This is a genomic window from Nonomuraea sp. NPDC050227 (assembly GCF_044459705.1).
Taxonomy (GTDB): Bacteria; Actinomycetota; Actinomycetes; order Streptosporangiales; family Streptosporangiaceae; genus Nonomuraea.
The window spans coordinates 126,960-148,236 of the sequence record NZ_JBITJF010000014.1; the positions used below are offsets into that span (position 1 = coordinate 126,960).

A 21,277-nucleotide genomic window follows, 5' to 3' on the forward strand; every position below is an offset into this window, starting at 1 on the left:
CACACATGAGACGCATGATCGGCACCGCGGCGGTGCTCGTGTCGGCGACGCTGGCGCTGGCCGCCTGCGGCGGCGGGAGCGGCGGTGGGGGCAACCCGCTCGACACCACGAGCGCGGCGCCCAGCGGCTCGGCCTCGGCGGCCGGGGGCAAGGCCGTCATCGGCTCCTTCGACTTCGACGAGAGCGTGCTGCTCGCGTCGATCTACGCCCAGGCCCTTGAGGCCAAGGGCGTGCAGGTCGAGGAGAAGCCGCGCATCGGCAGCCGCGAGGCCGTCTACGACCAGGTCAAGAACGGCGGCCTGACCATCGTTCCGGAGTACAACGGCAACCTGCTGGCCTTCGTCGACCTGAAGAACACCGCCTCGACGACCGACGAGGTCAACGCGGCGCTGAAGGAGAAGCTCCCGGCCGAGCTCGAAGTGCTCGACTCCTCCCCGGCCGAGGACAAGGACAGCCTCTCGGTCACCAAGGACACCCAGACCAAGCAGTCGCTGAACACCATCGAGGACCTGGCCAAGGTCTCCAAGAACATGGTCGTCGGCGGCCCGCCCGAGTTCAAGAAGCGGTGGGAGGCGCGCTTCAAGGAGGTCTACGGGCTGGAGTTCAAGCAGTGGGAGCCGAAGGGCCCGGCCACGGCCGACGCCCTGAAGGACGGCTCGATCCAGGTCGGCAACGTGTTCACCACGGACCCCAAGATGCTGGCCAACAACCTGGTGCCGCTCCAGGACACCAAGAACATCTTCCCCGCCCAGAACGTCACGCCGCTGCTGTTCAAGTCCGGCGCGAACGACACGATCCGCACCACGCTCAACGGCATCTCGGCCAAGCTGAGCACCCAGTCCCTGCTCGACATGATGCAGAAGATCTCCGTCAACAAGGACGAGCCCGCCACGGTGGCCAAGGAATGGCTGACCTCCAACGGCCTCGCCTGACGCCCGCGGCGGGGGCCTCCGGCCGGAGGTCTCCGCTGTGAGCGAGTTCACGGAGGCGATGGCGCAACTGGCCGCGGGCGTCGCGGTGATCACCGTCCGGGACGGGCGTGACGACCTGGGCGTGACCGTGTCGGCGCTGATGTCGGTCTCGGCCGAGCCGCCGCTCGTGCTGATCAGCCTGGCCTCCCGCGGCTACCTCTGCGAGGTGCTGCTCCGGCAGGACCGGTGGGCGGCCTCGCTGCTGTCCTCCGGCCAGGCCGCGATCGCCAGCCGCTTCGCCACCGCCGGCCGTCCCAGCGCCCGCCTCCTGCTGGCGGGCACCCCCCACCACCGGGGGGCGCACACCGAGGCGCTGGTGGTCGAGGGCGGTGTGGCGGCCCTGGAGGCCGAGACGACCCAGGTCGTCCCGGCCGGCGACCACACGCTCTTCGTCGCCCAGGTGCTCGCCGTCCCCTATGTCACCCCCGCGCTCCAGCCGCTGGTACGGCTGCGCGCCCGCTACCGGCCGATGGGATGCTGAATGCGCAGTTTCCTCTTCCTCCTGGGCGGCAACCGCCGTGACGGCAACACCGAGACCCTGGCCAGGCACGCCGCCGCCGCGCTGCCGCCGGACGTCGGGCAACGCTGGCTGCGCCTCGACGACCACCCGCTGCCGCCCTTCCGGGACATCCGCCACTCCGGCGACGGCCTCTACCCCGTCCCCGAGGGCGCGGAGAAGCTGCTCGCCGAGGCCACGCTCGACGCCACCGACCTGGTGATCGTCTCCCCGCTCTACTGGTACAGCGTCTCGGCCACCACCAAGCTCTACCTCGACCACTGGTCGGCCTGGATGCGCGTCCCCGGCTACGACTTCAAGGCCCGCATGGCGGGCAAGACCGTCTGGGCGGTCACCACGATCAGCGAGGAGGACGAGTCGGTGGCCGATCCGCTGATCGGCACGCTGCGCCTGTCGGCGGAGTACTTCGGGTCGTGGGGCGGCGCGCTCATCGGCTACGCCAACCGCCCCGGCGACATCCTGCGCGACACCGGCGCCCTGGAACGGGCCGCGGCCTTCTTCAGCCCCGGCGCTCGAAGTGCGGATACAGGGTCGTCTTCGTCCCGGCCTTGACCAGCGTCTCGACGACCCGGCCCGTGAGGTCGACGACGCCCACGCCGTCCTTGACCGGGGCGAGCAGGTGCCGCTCGTCGTACCAGCCGAGCGTCGGGCCCCACACCGGGCTGAAGGCCAGCTTGATCCGGGTGACGGCCTTGCCGGTCCGGGTGTCCCAGACGCAGGCGGCCTTCTCCAGCGAGGTGCAGGCGGTGACGAAGCGGCGGCCCGACGGGCTGAACGCGCCGAGCCCGGAGGCGGCCGGACGTCCCCGCACGTGCCAGGTCCGGGTGACGGCGCCGGTGAGGTCGTAGCGGCGGACCGCGGAGGAGCCGTTCTTGCCCCAGCGCACGACCACGCCCTTGCCGTCGTGCGTCCACTGGAAGCCGCCCATGGTGATGAGCGCCTTCTCGATCCGGACGAACCGGGCCTCCAGCGAGGGCACGTCGATCAGCACGATCCCCGCCGAACGCGGCTCGCCGCCCGGCTCGAACACGTTGAGCAGCAGGCGGCGGCCGTCCGGCGACCAGGTGGGCCAGCGCGTCTGCAGGTACTGGCCCGCCCGCTCGGGGTCCTCCGGCACGGGCAGCTCGACCTCGCTCTCCTTGCCCGACCGGCGGTCCAGGAAGGTCACCTTCGGCGCGCCGCCCGCGTGGTGGGCCAGCTTCACCTGCCAGCGCTCGTCCGGGGAGACGCTGACGATCATGCCCCCGTGGGCAGGGAGCATACAAGATCAAATTATCTGATGACGTACCAGCCGGGCAAAGAGAGCGGACCGGTGGCGGGCAGGCCCAGCTCGGCCGACAGGCGGGCCAGCGGCCCCCAGGCGTCGAGCCGCATCCTGGCCAGGGCGGCGGACTTGTCCTCGCTGGACTCCGGCCCCCGCAGCCGCTCCAGCGGGTTGATCCTGGGATAGACGCGCACGGGGGCGTCGTCGGCGAGCCCGGCGCGCTCGCGGGCCAGGCCGAGGGCGTGCTCAAGGCCGCCCAGCTCGTCCACCAGGCCGTTGGCGTGGGCGTCCGCGCCGGTCCAGACCCGGCCTCTGGCCAGCTCGTGGGCGCGCTCGCGGGTCAGGCCGCGGCTCTCGGCGACCTTGCCCACGAAGTCGTCGTAGATGCGGTCGAGCCACCCGTTCACCCGGTCCCACTGCTCGGGGGAGAAGCCGCGGGCGGTGGAGAACATGCCGGCGTTGACCCCGTCGGCGACCAGTTCAGTATTTATCCCGATTTTTTGGAGCAAGTCAGTCATGACGGGCTTGCCGCCATAAACGCCGATCGAGCCGGTCAGGGTGCCGGGCTGGGCCACGATCACGTCGGCGCCCATGGACACGAAGTATCCGCCGGACGCGGCCAGGTCGCCCATGGAGACGATCACCGGCTTCACCCGGCGGGTCAGCGTCACCTCCCGCCACACCGTGTCGGAGGCCACGTACGAGCCGCCGGGGCTGTCCACGCGGAAGACCACGGCCTTGACGTGCTCGTCCCGGCGGGCCGCGCGCAGCGCCGCGCTGATCGTGTCGGAGCCCATCGCGCCGCCCCCGCCGAGCGGGCTGCGTCCGCTGCGGCCGCTCCTGATCTGCCCGCTGCCGTGCACGAGCGCGATGCCGTCGGCCATGGGGTGCGGCAGCTTCCGCACCGCCGCGCTCCTGGCGTACCGGGAGACGAACAGCAGGTGGGCCTCGCCGCCCGTGGCCCGTCGGACCTCGTCGTACACCTCGTCGCGGTAGGCGAGGGCGTCCACCAGGCCGCTCTCCTGCGCCTCGGACGCGGTGAAGGGGCCGCGGTCGATCAGTTCGCGCACCTTGGCCGGGTCGAGCCTGCGGCCCTCGGCGATGCCGTGGACGAGCTGCTCGGCGACCGACTCCACGATGCGGGTCATCGACTCGCGGTGGGGCTCGGTCATGTGGTCCTGGGTGAAGGTGTTGACCGCGGTCTTGTACTCGTGCCGCTGCCCGGCCTCGACCGCCACGCCCACCTTGGTCAGCGCGCCCTTGAGGAAACGCTGCTCCATCGCCACCCCTGTGAGCCCGACGTCGCCGCTGGGCTGGAGGTAGACCCGCTCGAACGCGGTGGCCAGGTAGTAGGGCACCGTGCCGCCGCTGAACTCCCCGAACGTCTCGGCGTAGGCCACCGTCAGCTTGCCGGAGGCGCGGAAGCGGGTGACGGCCTCGCGCAGCTCCTGGACCATGGCCAGGCCCATGGGGTTGCCGCCGACCTTGACCACCAGCGCCTTGACCCTGGAGTCCCGGCCGGCCCGCCGGAGGCCGGACAGCACGTCCGACAGACGGGTCTTGCGCATGGACAACACCGCGGCGACCGGGTCGGACGGCGGTCCTTCCGTGAGGCCCTCGGTGAGATCGAGCTCCAGGACCAGCGGGCCGGTGCGCCGCTGGCGAAGCTTGTCGACGGTTTCGAAGATCGCCCTGCCTGCGTCCATATAGCCACCCTAAGCGACACATTTCGTGTCGGGCCCGGAAGAGGGCCAGGCGGCCGCCCGGGTGGGGGCGTCCGCCTGGAACCTGGGCCTATGCCGGGTCAGCGGTGGTTGTGCAGGGCGGCGTAGACGTTGATGCGGGGGGTGGTGAGCTGGGTTCCCGCGCTGGCGTACGTGATCGGCTTGCCGGTGCGCCGCAACGCGTCGAGGAGCTGGTCGGAGGTGGCGTGCGCGCGCTTCTGCCGCAGCAGCGCGAACGAGCCGGCGACGTGCGGGGCGGCCATCGAGGTGCCGTTCAGCGTGGCGTAGGCGTTGCCGCTGATGGCGGCCGTGATCGAGACGCCGGGCGCGAACAGGTCGAGCATGGCGCCCCGGTTGGAGAAGGAGGCCACGGCGTCCTGCTTGTCGGTGGCGCCCACGGTCACGACGTTGGAGACGCAGGCGGGCCAGGAGACGGAGGCGTCGAAGCCGTTGTTGCCCGCGGCCACGACGGTGGCCACGCCCTTGGCCTGGAGCTGGTCCACCTCGGCCTTGAAGTCGGCGCCGTCGCCCTCGTCGCAGTAGGCGTCGTACTTGCCGCCGCCCAGGCTCAGGTTGACCGCGGCGATGTCGTACTGGTCGGCCAGCACGTTCGCGTACGCCATGCCGGTCAGGACCGAGGAGTCGTAGGCGAGCACGCAGGACGCCGCGGCGCCGCAGTAGGGGGAGTTGTCGAAGCGGCTGAAGACCTGGATCGCGATGATCTTGGCCTTGGGGGCGACCCCGGGGTTCGGGAACTCCTTGGTGGCCTGGCCCGCGGTGATGCCCGCGACGTGGGTGCCGTGGTAGCACAGGCCGTACTCGGGCCGGGGGGCGTTGCGCAGGCACGCCTCGGTCTCGGAGCTGGCCGCGCCGTCGCCGATCTGGAACTGGCTGCCGTTGGGGCACAGCGGCGTCGAGCCGTCGGCCGGGTCGGTGGCGGAGAAGCACGCCTGCGCCGCGATGCGGCGGCCGAAGGCCGGGTGGTCGTTGTCGATGCCGGAGTCGATGATCGCGACGGCGGTGCCCTTGCCGGTGAAGCCCTGCCGATGCGCCCGGTCGGCGCCGATCAGCGGCACGCTCTGCGCCAGCGAGGGCTCGTTGAGCCGGTCCTTGCGGATCGAGACGACGTCCGCCTGCTCGGCGACCTTCTCCAGCTCGGCGCGGGTGCCGCGGTAGACGAAGAAGTCGAGCTTGCCGGCCAGCTCGGCGGGCGGCGTGGCCACGACGTTGCGCTTGTCCTGCCTGACCCCTTCCGCACCGGCCAGGGCCGACTGCACCTGGGCGGGCTGGCGGACGCGGACGATGACGCGGTGCTCGCCCGTCGAGGTGACGGCCGGGTCGATCTTGGACTCGGGGTCGGCCAGGGCGGGGGTGGCGACCAGCGACGCAGCGGTGGCGGCGAGGGTGATCGCACCGGCCAGCAGAGACATGAGTCTCAACTGATCCTCCGGGGGTCAGGGGGCGTTTGTGTAAAGAAGTGTAGATATTGGACAAGAGATGTCAGAGAGGCGCTTGTGTTCTGTTATCGCTTCTTGTCCTGGTAAGCGAAAGGGCCGGATCGTCGGATCCGGCCCTGTCCTGGGTGCTGGTGTCAGGCTTTGGGAGTGCTCGGGGCCGTGGCGCTGAACACGTCGATGCGGGCCGTGCGCGCCTGGACGCCGCCGGCGGCGTAGCCGATGCTGCGGCCGGTGGCCTGCAGCCGCTGCAGGCTCTGCGCCACCGTGAAGTTCGGGTACGCCTGCCGCATCAGCGCGAACGCCCCCGCCACGTGCGGCGCGGCCATCGACGTGCCGCTCTTGTCGGCGTAGCTGTCGTCCGGCACCGACGACCTGATGCCCACGCCCGGCGCGAGCAGGTCGAGCAGCGGGCCCCGGTTGGAGAAGTCGGCCAGGGCGTCCCGGTCGTCGGTGGCCCCCACCGCGACGGCGGTGGAGATGCAGGCGGGCGCCGAGACGCCGTCGGGGAAGCCGTTGTTGCCGGCCGCCACCACGGGCGCGACCCCGAGAGAGATCAGCGTGTCGAAGTCCGGCTTGAGGCTCGCCGCGCTCGGGTCGGAGTCGCAGTTCTCGCGGTACGGCCCGCCGCCGCCCAGACTCAGGTTCGCCGCGGCGACGCGCCGGGCCGCGGCCACCCGCGCGACGTACTCCAGCGCCAGCTTCTGGTCGGAGGTGTAGCTGAGGAAACAGGGCGCCTGGGTGCCGATGACCGCGCACGTCATCGCGCTGTCGATGCGGCTGAACACCTGGATCGGCAGGATGCCCGCGGCGGGCGCGACGCCGTCGGAGGGCGCGCCGGTCGTCATCCGGCCCGCGGCGATGCCCGCGACGTGCGTGCCGTGCGAGCAGGCGTTGACGCCGTTCACGACGCACTGGGCGGTCTCGGCGTCCGCGGACCCCGGGCCGGTCTGGCTCGGCTGGTTGTTCGGGCAGAGCGAGACCGAGCCGTCACTGGCGTCGGAGGAGGAGAAGCACGCCTCGTCCACGATCCGGCCGGCGAAGAACGGGTGGTCGCGGTCGATGCCCGTGTCCAGGACGGCCACCGTGAAGCCCCGGCCCGTCCAGCCGGCCGCGTTGGCCCGGTCGGAGCCGATGATCCGGGTGCTCCTGTCCAGGACGGCCGGGCGCAGCTCGTCCTTGTAGACGGCCTGGACGCGGTCGTCCGTCCTGAGCTGGGCCAGCGTCTTGCCGTCCAGCTCGGCGACGAAGAAGTGGGGCGACTGCGCCGCCTCCAGCACCCGGCTGCCCTCGGAGGCCTGTTCGAGATCCTTCGCCACGGCCTGCACGTTCTGCCCCGGCTTGAGCTGAATGATCGACCGGACCTTGCTCTTGGCCTGGACCTCCGCGACGAGGGCGGGGCTGATGACCGGGTCGCCGGTGTCACGCGCGTCGGCGCTCAGCGGTGGCGCCGCGCAGAGCACGGCTGATGTCGTGGCCAGCGCGGCAGCGCAGGCGAGCAGGGACCGTAGCCTCACTTAGTCCTCCGAGGGTCAGACCGTCCGGTGTGAGGTGTCCATCCCCTGGTGTGACAAGTGTGATGTCGGTGACCTATGTGAAAGCAGTGAAAGCTGAGCGGGTTTTTGCCATGCGGCGGGGAAGACGGAAGGGCCGGTCGGGCCCTTCCGTCGGTGAAGCTGACTCAGAGCGACTTGAGCACGTTCTTCGTCGCCTTCCTCAGCGCCGCCTTCGACGCCGCGCCGCTCAGCCGCACCTTCTCGGCGGCGGTCAGCACGGTGGTGCCGTTCCTGCCGTGCGCCCAGTTGAGCCAGGCCGTCAGCAGCGCGCTGTCCAGCTTGTCGCGGGACGTCTTCGTGCCCTTCAGCACCCGGTACGCCTTGCCCAGCGACGACGCCTTGGTCAGCTCGGGGAACACCTTGCTGGCCTTGCCGATCAGCTTCAGGTAGCAGTTCAGCGTGTTGTCGGGGATCGTCCCGCTGCTGCGGTGGATCTCCACGGCCCACTTGCCGGCCGTCATCCTGGCGCCGGCCGTGCCGCGCGTGCAGACGGCGGCGGCCGACGGGGCGGGGGTCGGCGTGACGGTCACCGTCACCGTGACCGTGGGCAGCGGGACCGGCGTGACCGAGGACGTCGGGGCCGGCGCGGGCTGCCCGTCGTCGGGGTCGGGCTGGGGCGTCGGGCCGCTGCCGTCCGTGGGGTCGGGCTCGGGGTCGTCCGTGGGGCCGGTCGTCGGCGACTGCGTGATCGGCGGCTGGGTGCCGGTGCCGGCCAGGGCGGCGCCCACGTCCAGGCGGGGGGTGGTGACCTGGGCGCCGTTGGCCTCGTACTGGTAGGGCCGGCCCGTGGTCTTCAGCGTGTTGATCAGGTCGGCGACGGGCGTCTGCGGCGAGGCGGCCTTCATCAGCGCCAGCGCGCCGGCGACGTGCGGCGTCGCCATCGACGTGCCGCTGTGCGTGGCCATCTGGTTGTCCGGCACCGAGGACTGGATGTCCACGCCGGGGGCGAAGAAGTCGACCAGCGAGCCCCGGTTGGAGAAGTCGGCGATGGCGTCGGCGCCGTCGTTCGCGCCGACCGCGACCGCCGAGGAGACGCATGCGGGGTAGGAGGCGCCCTCGAAGAACTCGTTCCCGGCGGCGACCACGGTCGCGATGCCCTTGGCCAGCAGGGCGTCGATCTTCGGCTTGAAGACCGCGCCCTCCTCGGTGGCGTCGCAGTCGGTCTCCGACAACGCGCCGCCCAGGCTCAGGTTCACCGCCGCGACGGGCTGGGTGAGCGTGGCCACGTAGTCCATGGCCAGCCGCAGCGACGACTCGAAGGCCAGCAGGCACGACGACTCGCCCGTGCAGATGTCCTCGTCGTTCACCCGGCTGAACACCTGCACCGCGATGATCCCGGCGCCCGGGGCCACGCCGCCGCTGCCCGCCGCGATGCCGGCGACGTGCGTGCCGTGCTCGCACAGGTTCACGCCGCCGGACAGGCACTTGGCGGTGGTGGCGTCGGCCGCGCCCTCGCCGGTCTGCTGGGGCTGCCCGTTCGGGCACAGCGACTCCACGCCGCTCTCCACGGCCGAGAAGCACGCCTCGCCCACGAGCCTGCCCCCGAAGTACGGGTGGTCGCGGTCGATCCCGGTGTCCAGGACGACGATGTTCTGGCCCGCCCCGGTGAGGTTCTTCTCGTGGGCCTTGTCCGCGCCGATCTGGGTGATGTTGGACCCCACCTCGGCCGGCGCGTACGTCCGGTCGCGGTGGATGGACGTGACGCGCGGGTCCTCGGCCAGCTTCGCCAGCTCCTCGGCGGTGCCCTCCACCACCATGAACGACTGGCTCTGCGGCTGCAGCAGCACGTCGACGCTCTGGGCCGCCGCCACGCCGGCCACCGGCTCGTGCTGCGCGGCGTCGGTCAGCTCCACGATGGCGCGGGTGGTGTCGCCGTCGAGCGCCAGGCCCTCCTCCAGCTTGCTCTGGGAGGGCGTCGGCGTCGGCGTCGCCGCGGGGTCGTCGGCGAACGCCGGGACGGAGGCCGATGACAGGGCCAGCACGATCGAGCACACGATCAGGGGGCGAAATCGCACGCGTCCTCCGAGGGGGATGATCTCGGAGTTTAGGGCGATTTATCCCGCCAGCACAGAGCCTGGCCCTGTTTCTCACCGAACTTTCAGCGCACTCACCTCAAACGTTCAACGACCCCGACGGCCCCGCAGACTCCGAAGACTCCGTCGGCGCCTCCTTGGTCAGCCACACCGCGCCGAGCGGCGGCACCCGCAACGTCGTGGAGAACGGCAGCCCGTGCCACGGCTCGGCCTCCGCCTCGACCCCGCCCATGTTGCCCACGCCGCTGCCCCAGTAGTCGTAGGCGTCGGTGTTGACGACCTCCGCCCAGTGGCCGCCGTAGGGCAGTCCGAGCCGGTAGCTCTCGTGCGCCCCGCCGCTGAAGTTGACCACGCAGGCCGCCGCCGACCCGTCGGCCGCGTACCGGACGAACGAGAACGTGTTCCCCGACGCGTCGTCGGCGTCGATCCAGCGGAACCCCTCCGGCCTGGCGTCCTGCTCCCACAGCGCCGGGGTCTCCTTGTAGAGCCTGTTGAGGTCGCGGACGAGCCGCTGCACGCCCTTGTGCCCGTCGAACTCCAGCACCCACCAGTCGAGCCCGCGCTCCTCCGACCATTCCGAGCCCTGGCCGAACTCGCCGCCCATGAACAGCAGCTGCTTGCCCGGATGCGCCCACATGAACGCCAGCAACGCCCTGAGCTGGGCGAACCGCTGCCATTCGTCCCCCGGCATCTTGCCGAGCAGCGAGCCCTTGCCGTGCACCACCTCGTCATGGGACAGCGGCAGCACGTAGTTCTCGGAATAGGCGTAGATGAGGGAGAACGTCATCTGATGGTGGTGGTACTGGCGGAAGATCGGCTCGCGGCGCAGGTATTCGAGCGTGTCGTGCATCCAGCCCATGTTCCACTTGAACCCGAAGCCGAGCCCGCCCAGGTGCACCGGCCGCGAGACGCCCGGCCAGGCCGTCGACTCCTCGGCGACGGTCGAGATGCCCGGAGCCTCCCGGTAGCAGACGGAGTTCATCTCCTTGAGGAACTCGACCGCGTCGAGGTTCTCCCGGCCGCCGTAGACGTTGGGGGTCCACTCGCCCTCGCGGCGCGAGTAGTCGAGGTAGAGCATCGAGGCGACCGCGTCCACGCGCAGGCCGTCGACGTGGAACTCCTTCAGCCAGTAGAGGGCGTTCGCGACCAGGAAGTTCTTGACCTCCCTGCGGCCGAAGTCGAAGACGTAGGTGCCCCAGTCGGGGTGCTCGCCCCTGGCCGGGTCGGCGTGCTCGTACAGCGGGGTGCCGTCGAAGCGGGCCAGGGCCCACTCGTCCATGGGGAAGTGCGCCGGCACCCAGTCCAGCAGCACGCCGATGTCGCGCTGGTGCATGCGGTCCACGAAGTGCCGGAACTCGTCGGGCGTGCCGAACCGGGCCGTCGGCGCGTAGTAGGACGTCACCTGGTAGCCCCACGAGCCGCCGAACGGGTGCTCGGCAACCGGCAGCAGCTCGACGTGCGTGAACCCCATGTCGGCCGCGTACTCGGAGAGCTGGTCGGCCAGCTCCAGGTAGGACAGCCCCGGCCGCCACGAGCCCAGGTGCACCTCGTAGACGCTCATCGGCCCGAGCTGCGCCGGCCGCTCGCGCCGCGCGGCCATCCAGTCGTCGTCGGCCCAGGTGTAGGCGGACTCGTCGACCACGGACGCGGTCATCGGGGGCACCTCGGTGCGCCGGGCCATGGGGTCGGCCTTGTCGCGCCAGAGCCCGTCGGCGCCGAGGATCTGGAACTTGTACCGCTCACCGGCCTCCAGCCCCGGGACGAACAGCTCCCACACGCCCGACCGGCCGAGCGAGCGCATCGGGTAGGCGGTGCCGTCCCAGTGGTTGAAGTCGCCGACGACCCTGATGCCGCGCGCGTTCGGCGCCCAGACGGCGAACGCGGTGCCCCGCACGTCCTGGTGCTCCATCACGCGGGCGCCCAGGACCTCCCACAGCCGCTCGTGCCGCCCCTCGCCGATGAGGTGCAGGTCCACCTCGCCCAGCGTGGGCCAATGCCGGTACGGGTCCTTGACCTCGTACGGCTCCCCACCGGCGTACCGGACGCGCAGGGTGTAGTCGGGCACCTTGTCCAGCCCGGCGACCGTGGCCTCGAACACGCCGTGGGCCTGGTGTCTCATGTCGTGGGCCGTGCCGTCGTCGAGCACCACCTGCACCCGCTCGGCCAGCGGGCGCAGCGCGCGGAACACCACGCCGCCCGGGACCGGGTGTGCTCCGAGCACGGAGTGCGGATCGTGGTGCGCCCCGCCAGCGAGGCGGTCGAGCTCTGTCCTCATGGGCATGCTCCCAACCCTGCCTTATGATGACCGTCCATCTCAGGCACTGCCCGCTTTCACGGCGACAATCACCGAATGTGCAAAATCCCGGGATGATCGCAGAAGTATGCGGGATCGTCATGGATGATCCTTGGCCGTGTCGTGGCCGGATCCGCCCTGTACAAGGCGATCAGGCGCCCGATGTGTCCGGCAGCAGGTCGTCCACCGGCATGCCGGCCCCTTCGGCCAGACCGGCCGCCAGCGCCGCCGCCCCCAGCCCCGCCGTCACGGCCGCCGTGATCCGGTCCACGTCGCCCCGCTCGCCCGCCGGCAGCGGCGCGCCGACGGACGCCCTGAGCGCGGCGGCCTTGCCGAGCAGCCGCGCCGCCTCCGCGTATCGGCCGCCGAGCGCCCGCGCCCCCGCCAGCCCCTCCAGCCCGAGGGCGGTCGCGCGCGGGTCGCCCACGTTGCGGGCGGCGGCCAGCCCGCGAAGCTGGAACTCCAGCGCGCCCGCCGCGTCCCCGCGCAGCTCGGCCACGAACCCCAGCTCCGCCAGGATCAGCGCCGCGCCCGGCTCGCCGGAGACGTCCAGCACCCAGTCCAGCCAGCTCAGCAGCAGCCGCTCGGCCTCGTCGAGCCGTCCCTGGCGGCGCGCGCCGAGCGCCAGCCCGATCTCGGCGAACTCCTCGGCCGGACGGTTCGACTGCGACACCGCCAGCCGCCTGGCCCGCTCGTGGTGGTCGTCGGCGGCCGCGTGGTCGCCCCGCAGCATGGCGATCCGGCCCAGGCGGGACAGCGCGTCGGAGACCGAGCTCCACAGGCCCAGCTCCTCGGCCATGCGCAGGCCCTCCGCGCGCAGCTCCGCGGCGCGGTCGTAGTCGCCGATGATCTCGGCGTGGCTGCCCAGGCACTCCGCCGCCCGCAGCTCGCCCCAGCGGTCGCCGGTCCGCCGGAACAGCGCCAGGCCGCGCTCGCCGTCGCGCCGCATGCCCGCCAGGTCGCCGCGCATCCCCGCCCATCTGGCCCGGACGGTCAGGGTGGCGGCCATGCCCCACTCGTCGTCCAGTTCGGCGAACTCCGACAACGCCGTCTCGATCATTCCGGCGCTGATCGACAGATCGTCGTACCCGAACAGGGCGAAGCCGACGAACCATCGCGCCCTGGCCCGCTCCCTGGCGTCCTCGACCGCCGTGAACAGTTCCGTCACGTCAGGGCCCGGCGGCTGCCCCACCAGCAGCCGCATGCCCGCCAGCCACGCCCTGGCCTGGGGGGCGCCCGGATCGTCGTCCGCCGCGATCGACAGCGCCGCCTCCAGCGCCCGCTTGCCCTCGCCCAGCCGGCCGCGCAGCACCCAGTACCAGGCCAGGGCGTTCACCAGCCGCAGCGCCTCGGCCGCCGCGCCGAGCCGCACCGCCGTCTCCAGCGCCGCGCGCAGGTTGCCGCCCTCGGCGTCGAGCCGGGCGAGCGCGCGCCGCTGCCCGTGCCCCCGCAGGTACGGCTCCGCCCGCTCGGCCAGGTCCGTGTAGTGGCGCACGTGCCGGAGCCGCACCTCCGCCGGCTCGCCGGCCGCCTCCAGCCGCTCCACGCAGTACGCCGCCACCGACTCCAGCAGCCGGAACCGCGGCTCCCCGTCACCCCACGCCCGCACCACCAGCGAGCGGTCCACCAGCCTGGCCACCGCGTCCAGGACGTCCACGCCCGGCTCGGCGCAGACCTCCTCGGCCGCCTCCAGCGTGCATCCGTCGGCGTGCACGGCCAGCCGCCGCAGCACGACGCGCTCGTCCTCGCCCAGCAGCTCCCAGCTCCAGTCGATCACCGCGCGCAACGTCTGCTGCCGGGCGGGCGCGCCGCGGCGGCCGGAGGCGAGCACCCGGAACCGGTCGTCCAGCCGTTCGGCGAGCTGGCGCGGGGTGAGCGTGCGCATCCGCGTCGCGGCCAGCTCCAGGGCCAGCGGGATGCCGTCCAGGCGGGCGCAGATCTCGGCGACGTCGGCGTCCGGCTCGATGCCCGCGCGCGCGGCGAACAGCTCCGCCGCCGCCTGCGGTCCCAGCGGCGGCACGCTCCACAGCGCCTCGCCCTCGACGCGCAGCGACTCCTGGCTGGTGGCCAGGACGCGCAGCCCGGGAGCGGCCCGCAGCAGCCGTCCGGCCAGCGCGGCGACCTGCTCGACGACGTGTTCGCAGTTGTCCAGGACGAGCAGCGTCCGGGTGCCTTCCAGAACGTCGGCCAGCCGGGCGGTCAGGTCCTGCGCCGCGCCGCCCACGTCGTCGCGCAGGCCGAGCACCGCCGCGACCGCCTCGGCCACCTCGACCGCCGGCGCCCCGGCGCGCAGTCCCGCCAGCTCCACCAGCCACACCCCGCCGCCGAAGCCGGGCGGGCCGGGGGAGTCGGCCGCGGCGAGCGCGAGGCGGGTCTTGCCGACGCCGCCAGGGCCCGTCAGCGTGACCAGCCGGTTCGCGCGCAGCAGGGCGCGCACCTCCGCCACCGCCTCCTCCCGGCCCACGAGCCCGGTGAGCGGCGCCGGCAGGTTCGTTCGCCGTCGCTCCGGTCCGTCGAGCGCCGGGTCCTGCTCAAGGATCGCCTGGTGCAGCGCGACCAGCTCGGGACCGGGGTCGAGCCCGAGCTCGTCGGCCAGCCGCGTCCGCAGGTCGGCGTAGCTGGCCAGCGCCTCGCCCTGCCGTCCGGCCCGGTACAGGGCCCGTACGTGCGCGGCCCGCAGCCGCTCGCGGAACGGATGCTCGGCCACCAGGTCGGCCAGCTCGGCCGCCAGCAGCCCGTGCTCGCCCAGCCCGAGCCGCGCCTCGGCCAGCTCCTCCACGGCCACCAGCCGCTGCTCGTCGAGCCTGGCCACGGCCGCCCTGGCGAACTCCTCGTCGGCGAACTCCGCGAAGGCGGCCCCCCGCCACAGGTCGAGGGCCTGCCGCAGCAGCCCCGCGCGGGTCCGCGGGTCGGCGCTGCGCTGCGCCTGCCCGACGAGGGCGGCGAACCGTCCGGCGTCCACGTCCTCGGGCTCGACCCGCAGCACGTACCCGGGCGCCCGGTACGCCACCAGCTCGCGGTCGCCCAGCACCCGGCGCAGCTGCGACACCTTCACCCGGAGCGCGGCCAGGGCGTTCGCCGGCGGCCTGCCGCCCCACAGGTCCTCGATCAGCCGGTCGGCGGAGACCGGCCGCCCGGCGTGGATCAGCAGGTCGGCCAGCAGCGCCCGGACCTTGACCTCCAGCACCTGGACGGGCTCGCCGCCGGGCCCCCACACGGCGAGCGCCCCCAGCACCCCGAACCGCACTCCACCCCCCATAAGCAACTCCGAATCAGACCATAACCCCCTGCGGGCAGGGTGAAGACATCCGTCAGAACCTAAGGAATCCCGAAATGTCAGAAGAAATTTCCATCATCGGTCTCGGCCTCATGGGCGCGGCGCTCGCCGGCAGCCTGCTGGACGCCGGTCACCGCGTCACCGTGTGGAACCGTTCGGCGGACAAGGCCGAGCCATTGGTCGCCAGGGGCGCCACCCGCGCCGGGACGGTGGCGGAGGCGGTCGCGGCCAGCCCGCTGGTGATCGTCTGCGTGCTCGACTACCCGGCCGTGTACGAGCTGCTGGCCGACGTCCCGCTGACGGGCCGCGTCGTGGCGAACCTGACCACCGGCCGGCCCGTCGAGGCCAGGCAGGCGGCCGAATGGGTGGCCGCACGCGGCGGCGACTACGTGGACGGCGGCATCATGGCCGTGCCCCAGATGATCGGCCGGCCCGGCGCGCTCGTGCTCTACAGCGGTTCGCAGCCGGCCTTCGACCGCTTCGAGGACGCGTTCCGCGCGATGGCCGAGCCGCGTTTCGTCGGCTCCGACCCCGGGATGGCCCCGCTCCTCGACCTGGCCATGCTCACCGGCATGTACGGCCAGATCGCCGGCTTCCTGGAGGCGGCCGCGCTCGTCGACTCGGCCGGCTACCCGTTGACCGACTTCACCAGCACCCTCCTGGTCCCGTGGCTCAACGCGATGGCCGCCCTGCAACCGGAGTGGGTAAAGTCCGTCGAGTCGCGCGACTACACGACCTCGGTGTCGAACCTGGAGATCAACAGGTCCGGCCTGGAGAACCTGGTGCGCGCCTTCCGTGAGCAGCAGGTCAAGCCCGACCTCCTGCTGCCGCTGAAGGCGATCATCGACCAGCGCACCGCCCGCGGCCACGGCGCCGAGGGCCTGCCCGGCCTGGTCGAAGAGCTGCGCTGACCCCCGGGCCGCCCGCGGCGGGGTCCGCCGGTCAGGCGGGGCGGGGGTGGAAGGCGGCCAGCGGGATGGAGACCCACGACGGGCGGTTGCGGGCCTCGTAGACCACCTCGTACACCGCCTTGGACAGCTCGAACGCCCGCAGCAGCGCCGCGTCCCCGACCGTGATCATGCCGCCGCCCTCGCGGTAGCCGTCCAGGAAGGCGGTGCGGTTGCGGTCGGCCCAGGCCTCGGCCCGGGGCTGGAGTTCGGCGGCCTGCGGGTGGTCGGCCAGCAGGTGCCTGGCCGCGTAGTCGAACGAGCGCAGCATCCCGGCCACGTCGCGCAGCGGCGACGACAACGCCCGGCGCTCGGCCAGCGGTTGCCCCGGCTCGCCCTCGAAGTCGAGCACCACCCAGTCGGTGGGCGTGCGCATCACCTGGCCCAGGTGGTAATCCCCGTGAACACGCTGCACGGGCACTTCTCTGGTGAGCAGTTCCACCTGGTGGTAGGCGTCCTCCAGGGCCGCCATGTGCCGCCGCAGCTCGGGCACCTCGGCCATGGCCCGCCCGAGCTGTCGCCGGAACCCCTCGGCCATGCGTTTGACCTCGGGAATCTCGACCAGGTCCGTGGGGAACGCCGCGGCCAGCTCGTGGTGGACGCGGGCGGTGGCGATGCCCAGCCGTACGGACTCGGCGGCGAAGTCGCCGCCCGCCTCGGCGGCGGTGACCCCCGGCAGCGAGGCGTACAGGTCGCGGACGCTGGTCAGCGCGAGGTCCCAGCCGTCGTTGGCGTTGGACAGGTACTCCTGCATGAAGGCGAGCGTGGTGTCCGTGCCGTCCACGTCGGCCTCGATCCAGCCGTACGGCTGGGCGATGTTCGGCGCGCTCCGGACGGCCAGGGCGCTGATGATCTCCAGCTCCGGATTGACGCCAGGGACGAGCCGGCGGAACAGCTTGCAGATGTAGGAGTCGCCGTACACGAGCGAGGTGTTCGACTGCTCGGCCCCCAGCACCAGGCTGCGCTGGGAGGTGTCGATGACGACGCCGGGCGCGTGCCGCATGCGCAGCCCGCTGCGGGTCTCGTCGCCCGCCATGCCCTCCAGCAGCCAGCTCATGGCGTCGGCGTCATGGACGGCGTCATAGAAGTAGGCGTCGCCGAGGCTGCCGACGAGGGCGTGGTTGAGCCGGTCGGGCAGGTCGTGCCGCTCGCCCAGGAAGATCTGGTACCGGTCCCGCGCGCCCTCCTGCCAGACGGCCACGATCACGTGCCGGAGCCCTGGCCTCAGCAGGACGTCCGACTCGATCGACAGATCGTCGATCGGGCGCCCCTTGCCGCCGAACCATCGTTGGCGGCCGATCCATGCGGCAAGGAGCTCCTCTATCACGCCCTACTCCTCCTGGGTGTGTGCCGGTGGGAGTGTGAACCAATAGAACCCATGCCCGGGAAGCGTCAAAAGATACGGTAGTTCGCCAATTGCCGGGAATGGGACCCCTCCCATGGTTTCCACGGGGGAGACGCCGACGAATCTGCGCAGGTCAAGCTCGACCGGTTGCGGGAAGCGCGACAGGTTGTTGACGCACAACATCCGGTCGTCGCCCAGCTCCCGGACGAACGCGAGCACGCTGGGGTTGGAGGAGTTGAGCTCGGCGAACTCGCCGAGCCCGAAGACGGGGTGACGTTTGCGGATCTCGATCATCCGCTTGGTCCAGTGGAGCAGCGAGCCCGCGTTCTTCTGGTGGGCCTCGACGTTGATCGCCTGGTAGCCGTAGATCGGGTCCATGATCACGGGCAGGTAGAGCCGCCCGGGGTCGCAGTCGGAGAACCCGGCGTTGCGGTCGGGGTCCCACTGCATCGGGGTACGGACGCCGTCGCGGTCGCCGAGCCAGATGTTGTCGCCCATGCCGATCTCGTCGCCGTAGTAGAGCACGGGAGAGCCCGGCAGCGACAGGAGCAGCGCGGTGAACAGCTCGATCTGGTTGCGGTCGTTCTCCAGCAGGGGAGCCAGCCGCCGGCGGATGCCGACATTCGCCCGCATACGCGGATCTTTGGCGTACTCCGTGTACATGTAGTCGCGTTCTTCGTCGGTCACCATTTCGAGCGTCAGCTCATCATGGTTCCGCAGGAAAATCCCCCATTGGCAATGTTCCGGAATTTTCGGCGTTTGTGCCAAAATTTCGGAAATTGGGTAGCGGGACTCTCGGCGGACCGCCATGAAAATGCGGGGCATGAGCGGGAAATGGAAGGCCATGTGGCATTCGTCCCCGCCGCCTACCGGATCGCCGAAATATTCCACCACGTCCGAAGGCCACTGATTCGCCTCGGCGAGCAGCACCCGGTCCGGGAAGAGCCGGTCGACCTCGCGCCTGATGCTCTTGAGGTATTCGTGCGTCCTGGGCAGGTTCTCGCAGTTCGTGCCCTCCTCCTCGAAGAGGTAGGGCACCGCGTCCAGGCGGAAGCCGTCGATGCCGAGGTCCAGCCAGAACCGCAGCACCTCCAGCATGGCCTCCTGCACGTCCGGGTTCTCGTAGTTGAGGTCGGGCTGGTGGTGGAAGAAGCGGTGCCAGTAGTACTGGCCACGCACCGGGTCGTAGGTCCAGTTGGACGTCTCGGTGTCGATGAAGATGATCCGGGCGTCCTGGTACTTCTCATCGGTGTCCGACCAGACGTAGAAGTCGCCGAACGGGCCTTCCGGGTCGTGCCTGGAGGCCTGGAACCAGGGATGGGCGTCGCTGGTGTGGTTCATGACGAGGTCGGCGATCACCCGCATGCCGCGTTTGTGCGCCTCGTCGACCAGCTTCACGAAGTCTCCCAGATCCCCGAACTCGGGCAGGATCTTCATGAAGTCGGCGATGTCGTAGCCGCCGTCACGCAGCGGCGACTCGTACAGGGGCAGCAGCCAGAGGCAGTCGACGCCCAGCCACTGCAGGTAGTCGAGCTTGCTGATCAGGCCTTTGATGTCCCCGGTCCCGTCGCCGTTGGAGTCGGCGAATCCCCTGATCAGAACCTCGTAGAAGACGGCGCGCTTGTACCAGTAAGGATCGCGCGGCTTCTCCTCGTCGAAGGTGTTGGGAATGGGTGTGGAGCTCATGGACTCCCCCAGAGGGGGCTCATGAGGAGGGCGCTTTCACACACGTTGAAGACTCCCCGCTGAATTCTGTTCTACCGTGGCGCGGCTCGTACGGTGAGAATGTGGGCAGGCTGGATGTGAGGGTCGAGACGCACATAGTTGCTCTGCCTCCAGCGGTAGGACTCGCCCGACAGCTCGTCGTCCACGACGAACTCGGCGTTCCAGTCGAGACCGATGGCGGGCAGGTCGAGATCTACCGTCGCCTCGTGGGTGTGGTGAGGATCCAGATTGACAACCGCCAGAACGACGTCGCCCAGCCCGTGCCTTCGTGTGGCCGTGTCATAGGCGCCCGGAAGCCGTTTGGAGAAGCAGACGATGTCCGGATGGTCGACCCTGTGGAACCGTAGGTTACGCAATTCCTGCAGCGCCGGATGCGCTCTTCGGAACAAATTCAGATGGGTGATGAGCGGGGCGAGGGTCCTTCCTTCGCGTTCGGCTGCCGCCCAGTCGCGTGGCTTGTACTGATATTTCTCACTATCAAGGTATTCCTCACTACCTGGGCGCACCGGAACGTTCTCGGCGAGCTCGTACCCGGAGTACACCCCCCAGGTCGGCGACGTGAGAGCGGCCAGCACGGCCCTGATCCGGAACGCCGGCACGCCGCCGTGCTGCAGGTACTCGTGCAGGATGTCCGGGGTGTTGACGAACAGGTTCGGCCGCAGGAACGCGGACGTCTCGTGCGCGAGCTCGGAGAGGTAGGTCTCCACGTCGAACTTGGAGTTCTTCCACGTGTAATACGTGTACGACTGGTGGAACCCGGCCTTGGCGAGCGTCTGGAGCATCGCGGGCCGGGTGAACGCCTCGGCCAGGAACACCACGTCCGGGTCGGTCGCGTGGATGTCGGCCAGCAGGCGCTCCCAGAACGCCACCGGCTTGGTGTGCGGGTTGTCCACCCGGAAGATCCGCACACCGTGGTCCATCCAGTGCCGCAGCACCCGCCGGACCTCGGCGAAGATGCCCTCGGGGTCCCTGTCGAAGTTGATCGGATAGATGTCCTGGTACTTCTTCGGCGGGTTCTCGGCGTAGGCGATCGTGCCGTCCGCCCGGATGGTGAACCACTCCGGGTGCTCCTTGACCCACGGGTGGTCGGGGGAGCACTGCAGGGCGAAGTCGAGCGCGACCTCCATGCCCAGGGCGCGGGTGCGGCTGACGAACTCGTCGAAGTCCTCAAGGGTGCCCAGATCGGGATGGACGGCGTCGTGGCCGCCGTCCTCCGAGCCGATGGCCCACGGCGAGCCGGGCTCGTCGGGTTCGGGGCTCAGCGTGTTGTTGCGGCCCTTGCGGAAGGTCTGGCCGATGGGATGGATCGGCGGCAGGTAGACGACGTCGAAGCCCATCTTGGCGATGGCGGGCAGCCGCTTGGCCGCGGTCTCGAAGGTGCCCGACCTGGAGACGCCGGACTCGGTGACGACCGCGCCCTCGGACCTGGGGAAGAACTCGTACCAGGAGCCGTAGAGCGCCCTGCGCCGGTCGACCCTGACCTTGTACGGCTTGGCCCTGGTCACCAGCTCGCGGAACGGATGCGCCGCCAGCAGCGCGGCCGTCTCGGGGAGCTGGGCGATGGACAGCCGGGCGCGCGGGTCGAGATCCTCGTCCCGCAGCGTGGCCGACACCGACAGCAGCGCCGCCCGGTGCCCGCACGCGCTGTCGCCGTTGCCGTTGCCCTTGCTGTTGCCCATGCCGTTCCTGGAGTGCCCGTTGCCGGGGCCGCCCTGGCCGCCGGGCGCGGGGCACTCGGCCGTGCGGACGGCCTTGGCGGCCCGCTCGAACAGCCGGGCCCCCTCCTCGCACATGAGGTCGGTGTCGAGCCCACGCGGGATCTTGATCTCGGCGTCGTGCAGCCAGGTCGCGATCGGATCGCTCCACGCCTCCACGCGGAACATCCAGTCGCCCTCGGCCGGCAGGCACACGTCGACGCCCCAGCGGTCGGTGCCGGGGGCCAGCTCGCGCATGGGTTTCAGGCGGCCACGCTGTCCGTCGGGCGAGGTGAGCACCACGCCCGCGGCCACGGCGTCGTGGCCCTCTCGGAAGACGGTCGCCGAGACCTGGAAGGTCTCGCCGGCGACCGCCTTGGCGGGCCACTGCCCGCAGTCGACGACGGGGGAGATGTCCGTGATGGGAATTCGTCCGATCATCGCATTCGCAGGGTTTGCGACGGCGCGCTCGGCGCC

General features: G+C 71.1%; 14 protein-coding genes. 4 read left to right on the forward strand and 10 right to left on the reverse strand.

Going from position 1 to position 21,277, the window contains the following annotated elements:
* The first annotated feature begins 5 nt into the window (after window positions 1–5).
* From ACIBK9_RS42030 to ACIBK9_RS42040, 3 genes are read left to right on the forward strand one after another with little or no spacing between them, the layout of a single operon-like run.
* On the forward strand, window positions 6–932 hold the full coding sequence (locus ACIBK9_RS42030) for an ABC transporter substrate-binding protein (protein WP_352352264.1): 927 nt from the start codon (window positions 6–8) through the stop codon (window positions 930–932).
* Window positions 933–969: 37 nt separating this feature from the next.
* Window positions 970–1,452, forward strand: a complete 483-nt coding sequence (locus ACIBK9_RS42035; RefSeq protein ID WP_352352263.1) for a flavin reductase family protein — start codon at window positions 970–972, stop codon at window positions 1,450–1,452.
* Complete coding sequence (locus ACIBK9_RS42040; protein WP_397164497.1) at window positions 1,453–2,040, forward strand: flavodoxin family protein; 588 nt, start codon at window positions 1,453–1,455, stop codon at window positions 2,038–2,040.
* Here ACIBK9_RS42040 and ACIBK9_RS42045 read toward each other — a convergent pair.
* From ACIBK9_RS42045 to ACIBK9_RS42075, 7 genes are all read right to left on the reverse strand, one after another.
* Window positions 1,988–2,749 (reverse strand): TolB family protein, encoded by a 762-nt coding sequence (locus ACIBK9_RS42045; RefSeq protein ID WP_397164499.1) that lies wholly within the window; start codon window positions 2,747–2,749, stop codon window positions 1,988–1,990. The two genes, ACIBK9_RS42040 and ACIBK9_RS42045, sit on opposite strands and share 53 nt — an antisense overlap.
* A gap of 11 nt (window positions 2,750–2,760) precedes the next feature.
* Window positions 2,761–4,458: a signal peptide peptidase SppA gene (gene sppA / locus ACIBK9_RS42050; protein ID WP_397164501.1), complete on the reverse strand. Its 1,698-nt coding sequence runs from the start codon at window positions 4,456–4,458 to the stop codon at window positions 2,761–2,763.
* 98 nt (window positions 4,459–4,556) lie between these two features.
* Window positions 4,557–5,906, reverse strand: a complete 1,350-nt coding sequence (locus ACIBK9_RS42055; RefSeq protein ID WP_397164710.1) for a S8 family peptidase — start codon at window positions 5,904–5,906, stop codon at window positions 4,557–4,559.
* Window positions 5,907–6,067: 161 nt separating this feature from the next.
* Window positions 6,068–7,447, reverse strand: a complete 1,380-nt coding sequence (locus tag ACIBK9_RS42060) for a S8 family peptidase (RefSeq protein WP_397164502.1) — start codon at window positions 7,445–7,447, stop codon at window positions 6,068–6,070.
* A gap of 164 nt (window positions 7,448–7,611) precedes the next feature.
* Window positions 7,612–9,501, reverse strand: a complete 1,890-nt coding sequence (locus ACIBK9_RS42065) for a S8 family peptidase (RefSeq protein ID WP_397164503.1) — start codon at window positions 9,499–9,501, stop codon at window positions 7,612–7,614.
* A gap of 97 nt (window positions 9,502–9,598) precedes the next feature.
* On the reverse strand, window positions 9,599–11,794 hold the full coding sequence (glgB, locus tag ACIBK9_RS42070; protein ID WP_397164505.1) for a 1,4-alpha-glucan branching protein GlgB: 2,196 nt from the start codon (window positions 11,792–11,794) through the stop codon (window positions 9,599–9,601).
* A gap of 169 nt (window positions 11,795–11,963) precedes the next feature.
* Entirely contained in the window at window positions 11,964–15,071 is a 3,108-nt protein-coding gene (locus ACIBK9_RS42075) for a BTAD domain-containing putative transcriptional regulator (protein WP_397164507.1), read from the reverse strand.
* Window positions 15,072–15,145: 74 nt separating this feature from the next.
* Between ACIBK9_RS42075 and ACIBK9_RS42080 the strand changes: the two genes are divergently transcribed.
* Window positions 15,146–16,000 (forward strand): NAD(P)-dependent oxidoreductase, encoded by an 855-nt coding sequence (locus ACIBK9_RS42080; protein WP_397164509.1) that lies wholly within the window; start codon window positions 15,146–15,148, stop codon window positions 15,998–16,000.
* Between the two features lie 31 nt (window positions 16,001–16,031).
* Here the strand turns inward: ACIBK9_RS42080 and ACIBK9_RS42085 are convergent, their stop codons facing one another.
* The 3 genes from ACIBK9_RS42085 to ACIBK9_RS42095 form a co-directional block, all read right to left on the reverse strand.
* On the reverse strand, window positions 16,032–17,363 hold the full coding sequence (locus ACIBK9_RS42085; protein ID WP_397164511.1) for an aminoglycoside phosphotransferase: 1,332 nt from the start codon (window positions 17,361–17,363) through the stop codon (window positions 16,032–16,034).
* A gap of 3 nt (window positions 17,364–17,366) precedes the next feature.
* Entirely contained in the window at window positions 17,367–19,067 is a 1,701-nt protein-coding gene (gene treS, locus ACIBK9_RS42090) for a maltose alpha-D-glucosyltransferase (protein ID WP_352322061.1), read from the reverse strand.
* Between the two features lie 71 nt (window positions 19,068–19,138).
* The gene (locus ACIBK9_RS42095; protein WP_397164512.1) at window positions 19,139–21,241 is read right to left on the reverse strand and encodes an alpha-1,4-glucan--maltose-1-phosphate maltosyltransferase; all 2,103 of its coding nucleotides are present in this window, start codon (window positions 21,239–21,241) and stop codon (window positions 19,139–19,141) included.
* Window positions 21,242–21,277 lie beyond the last annotated feature (36 nt).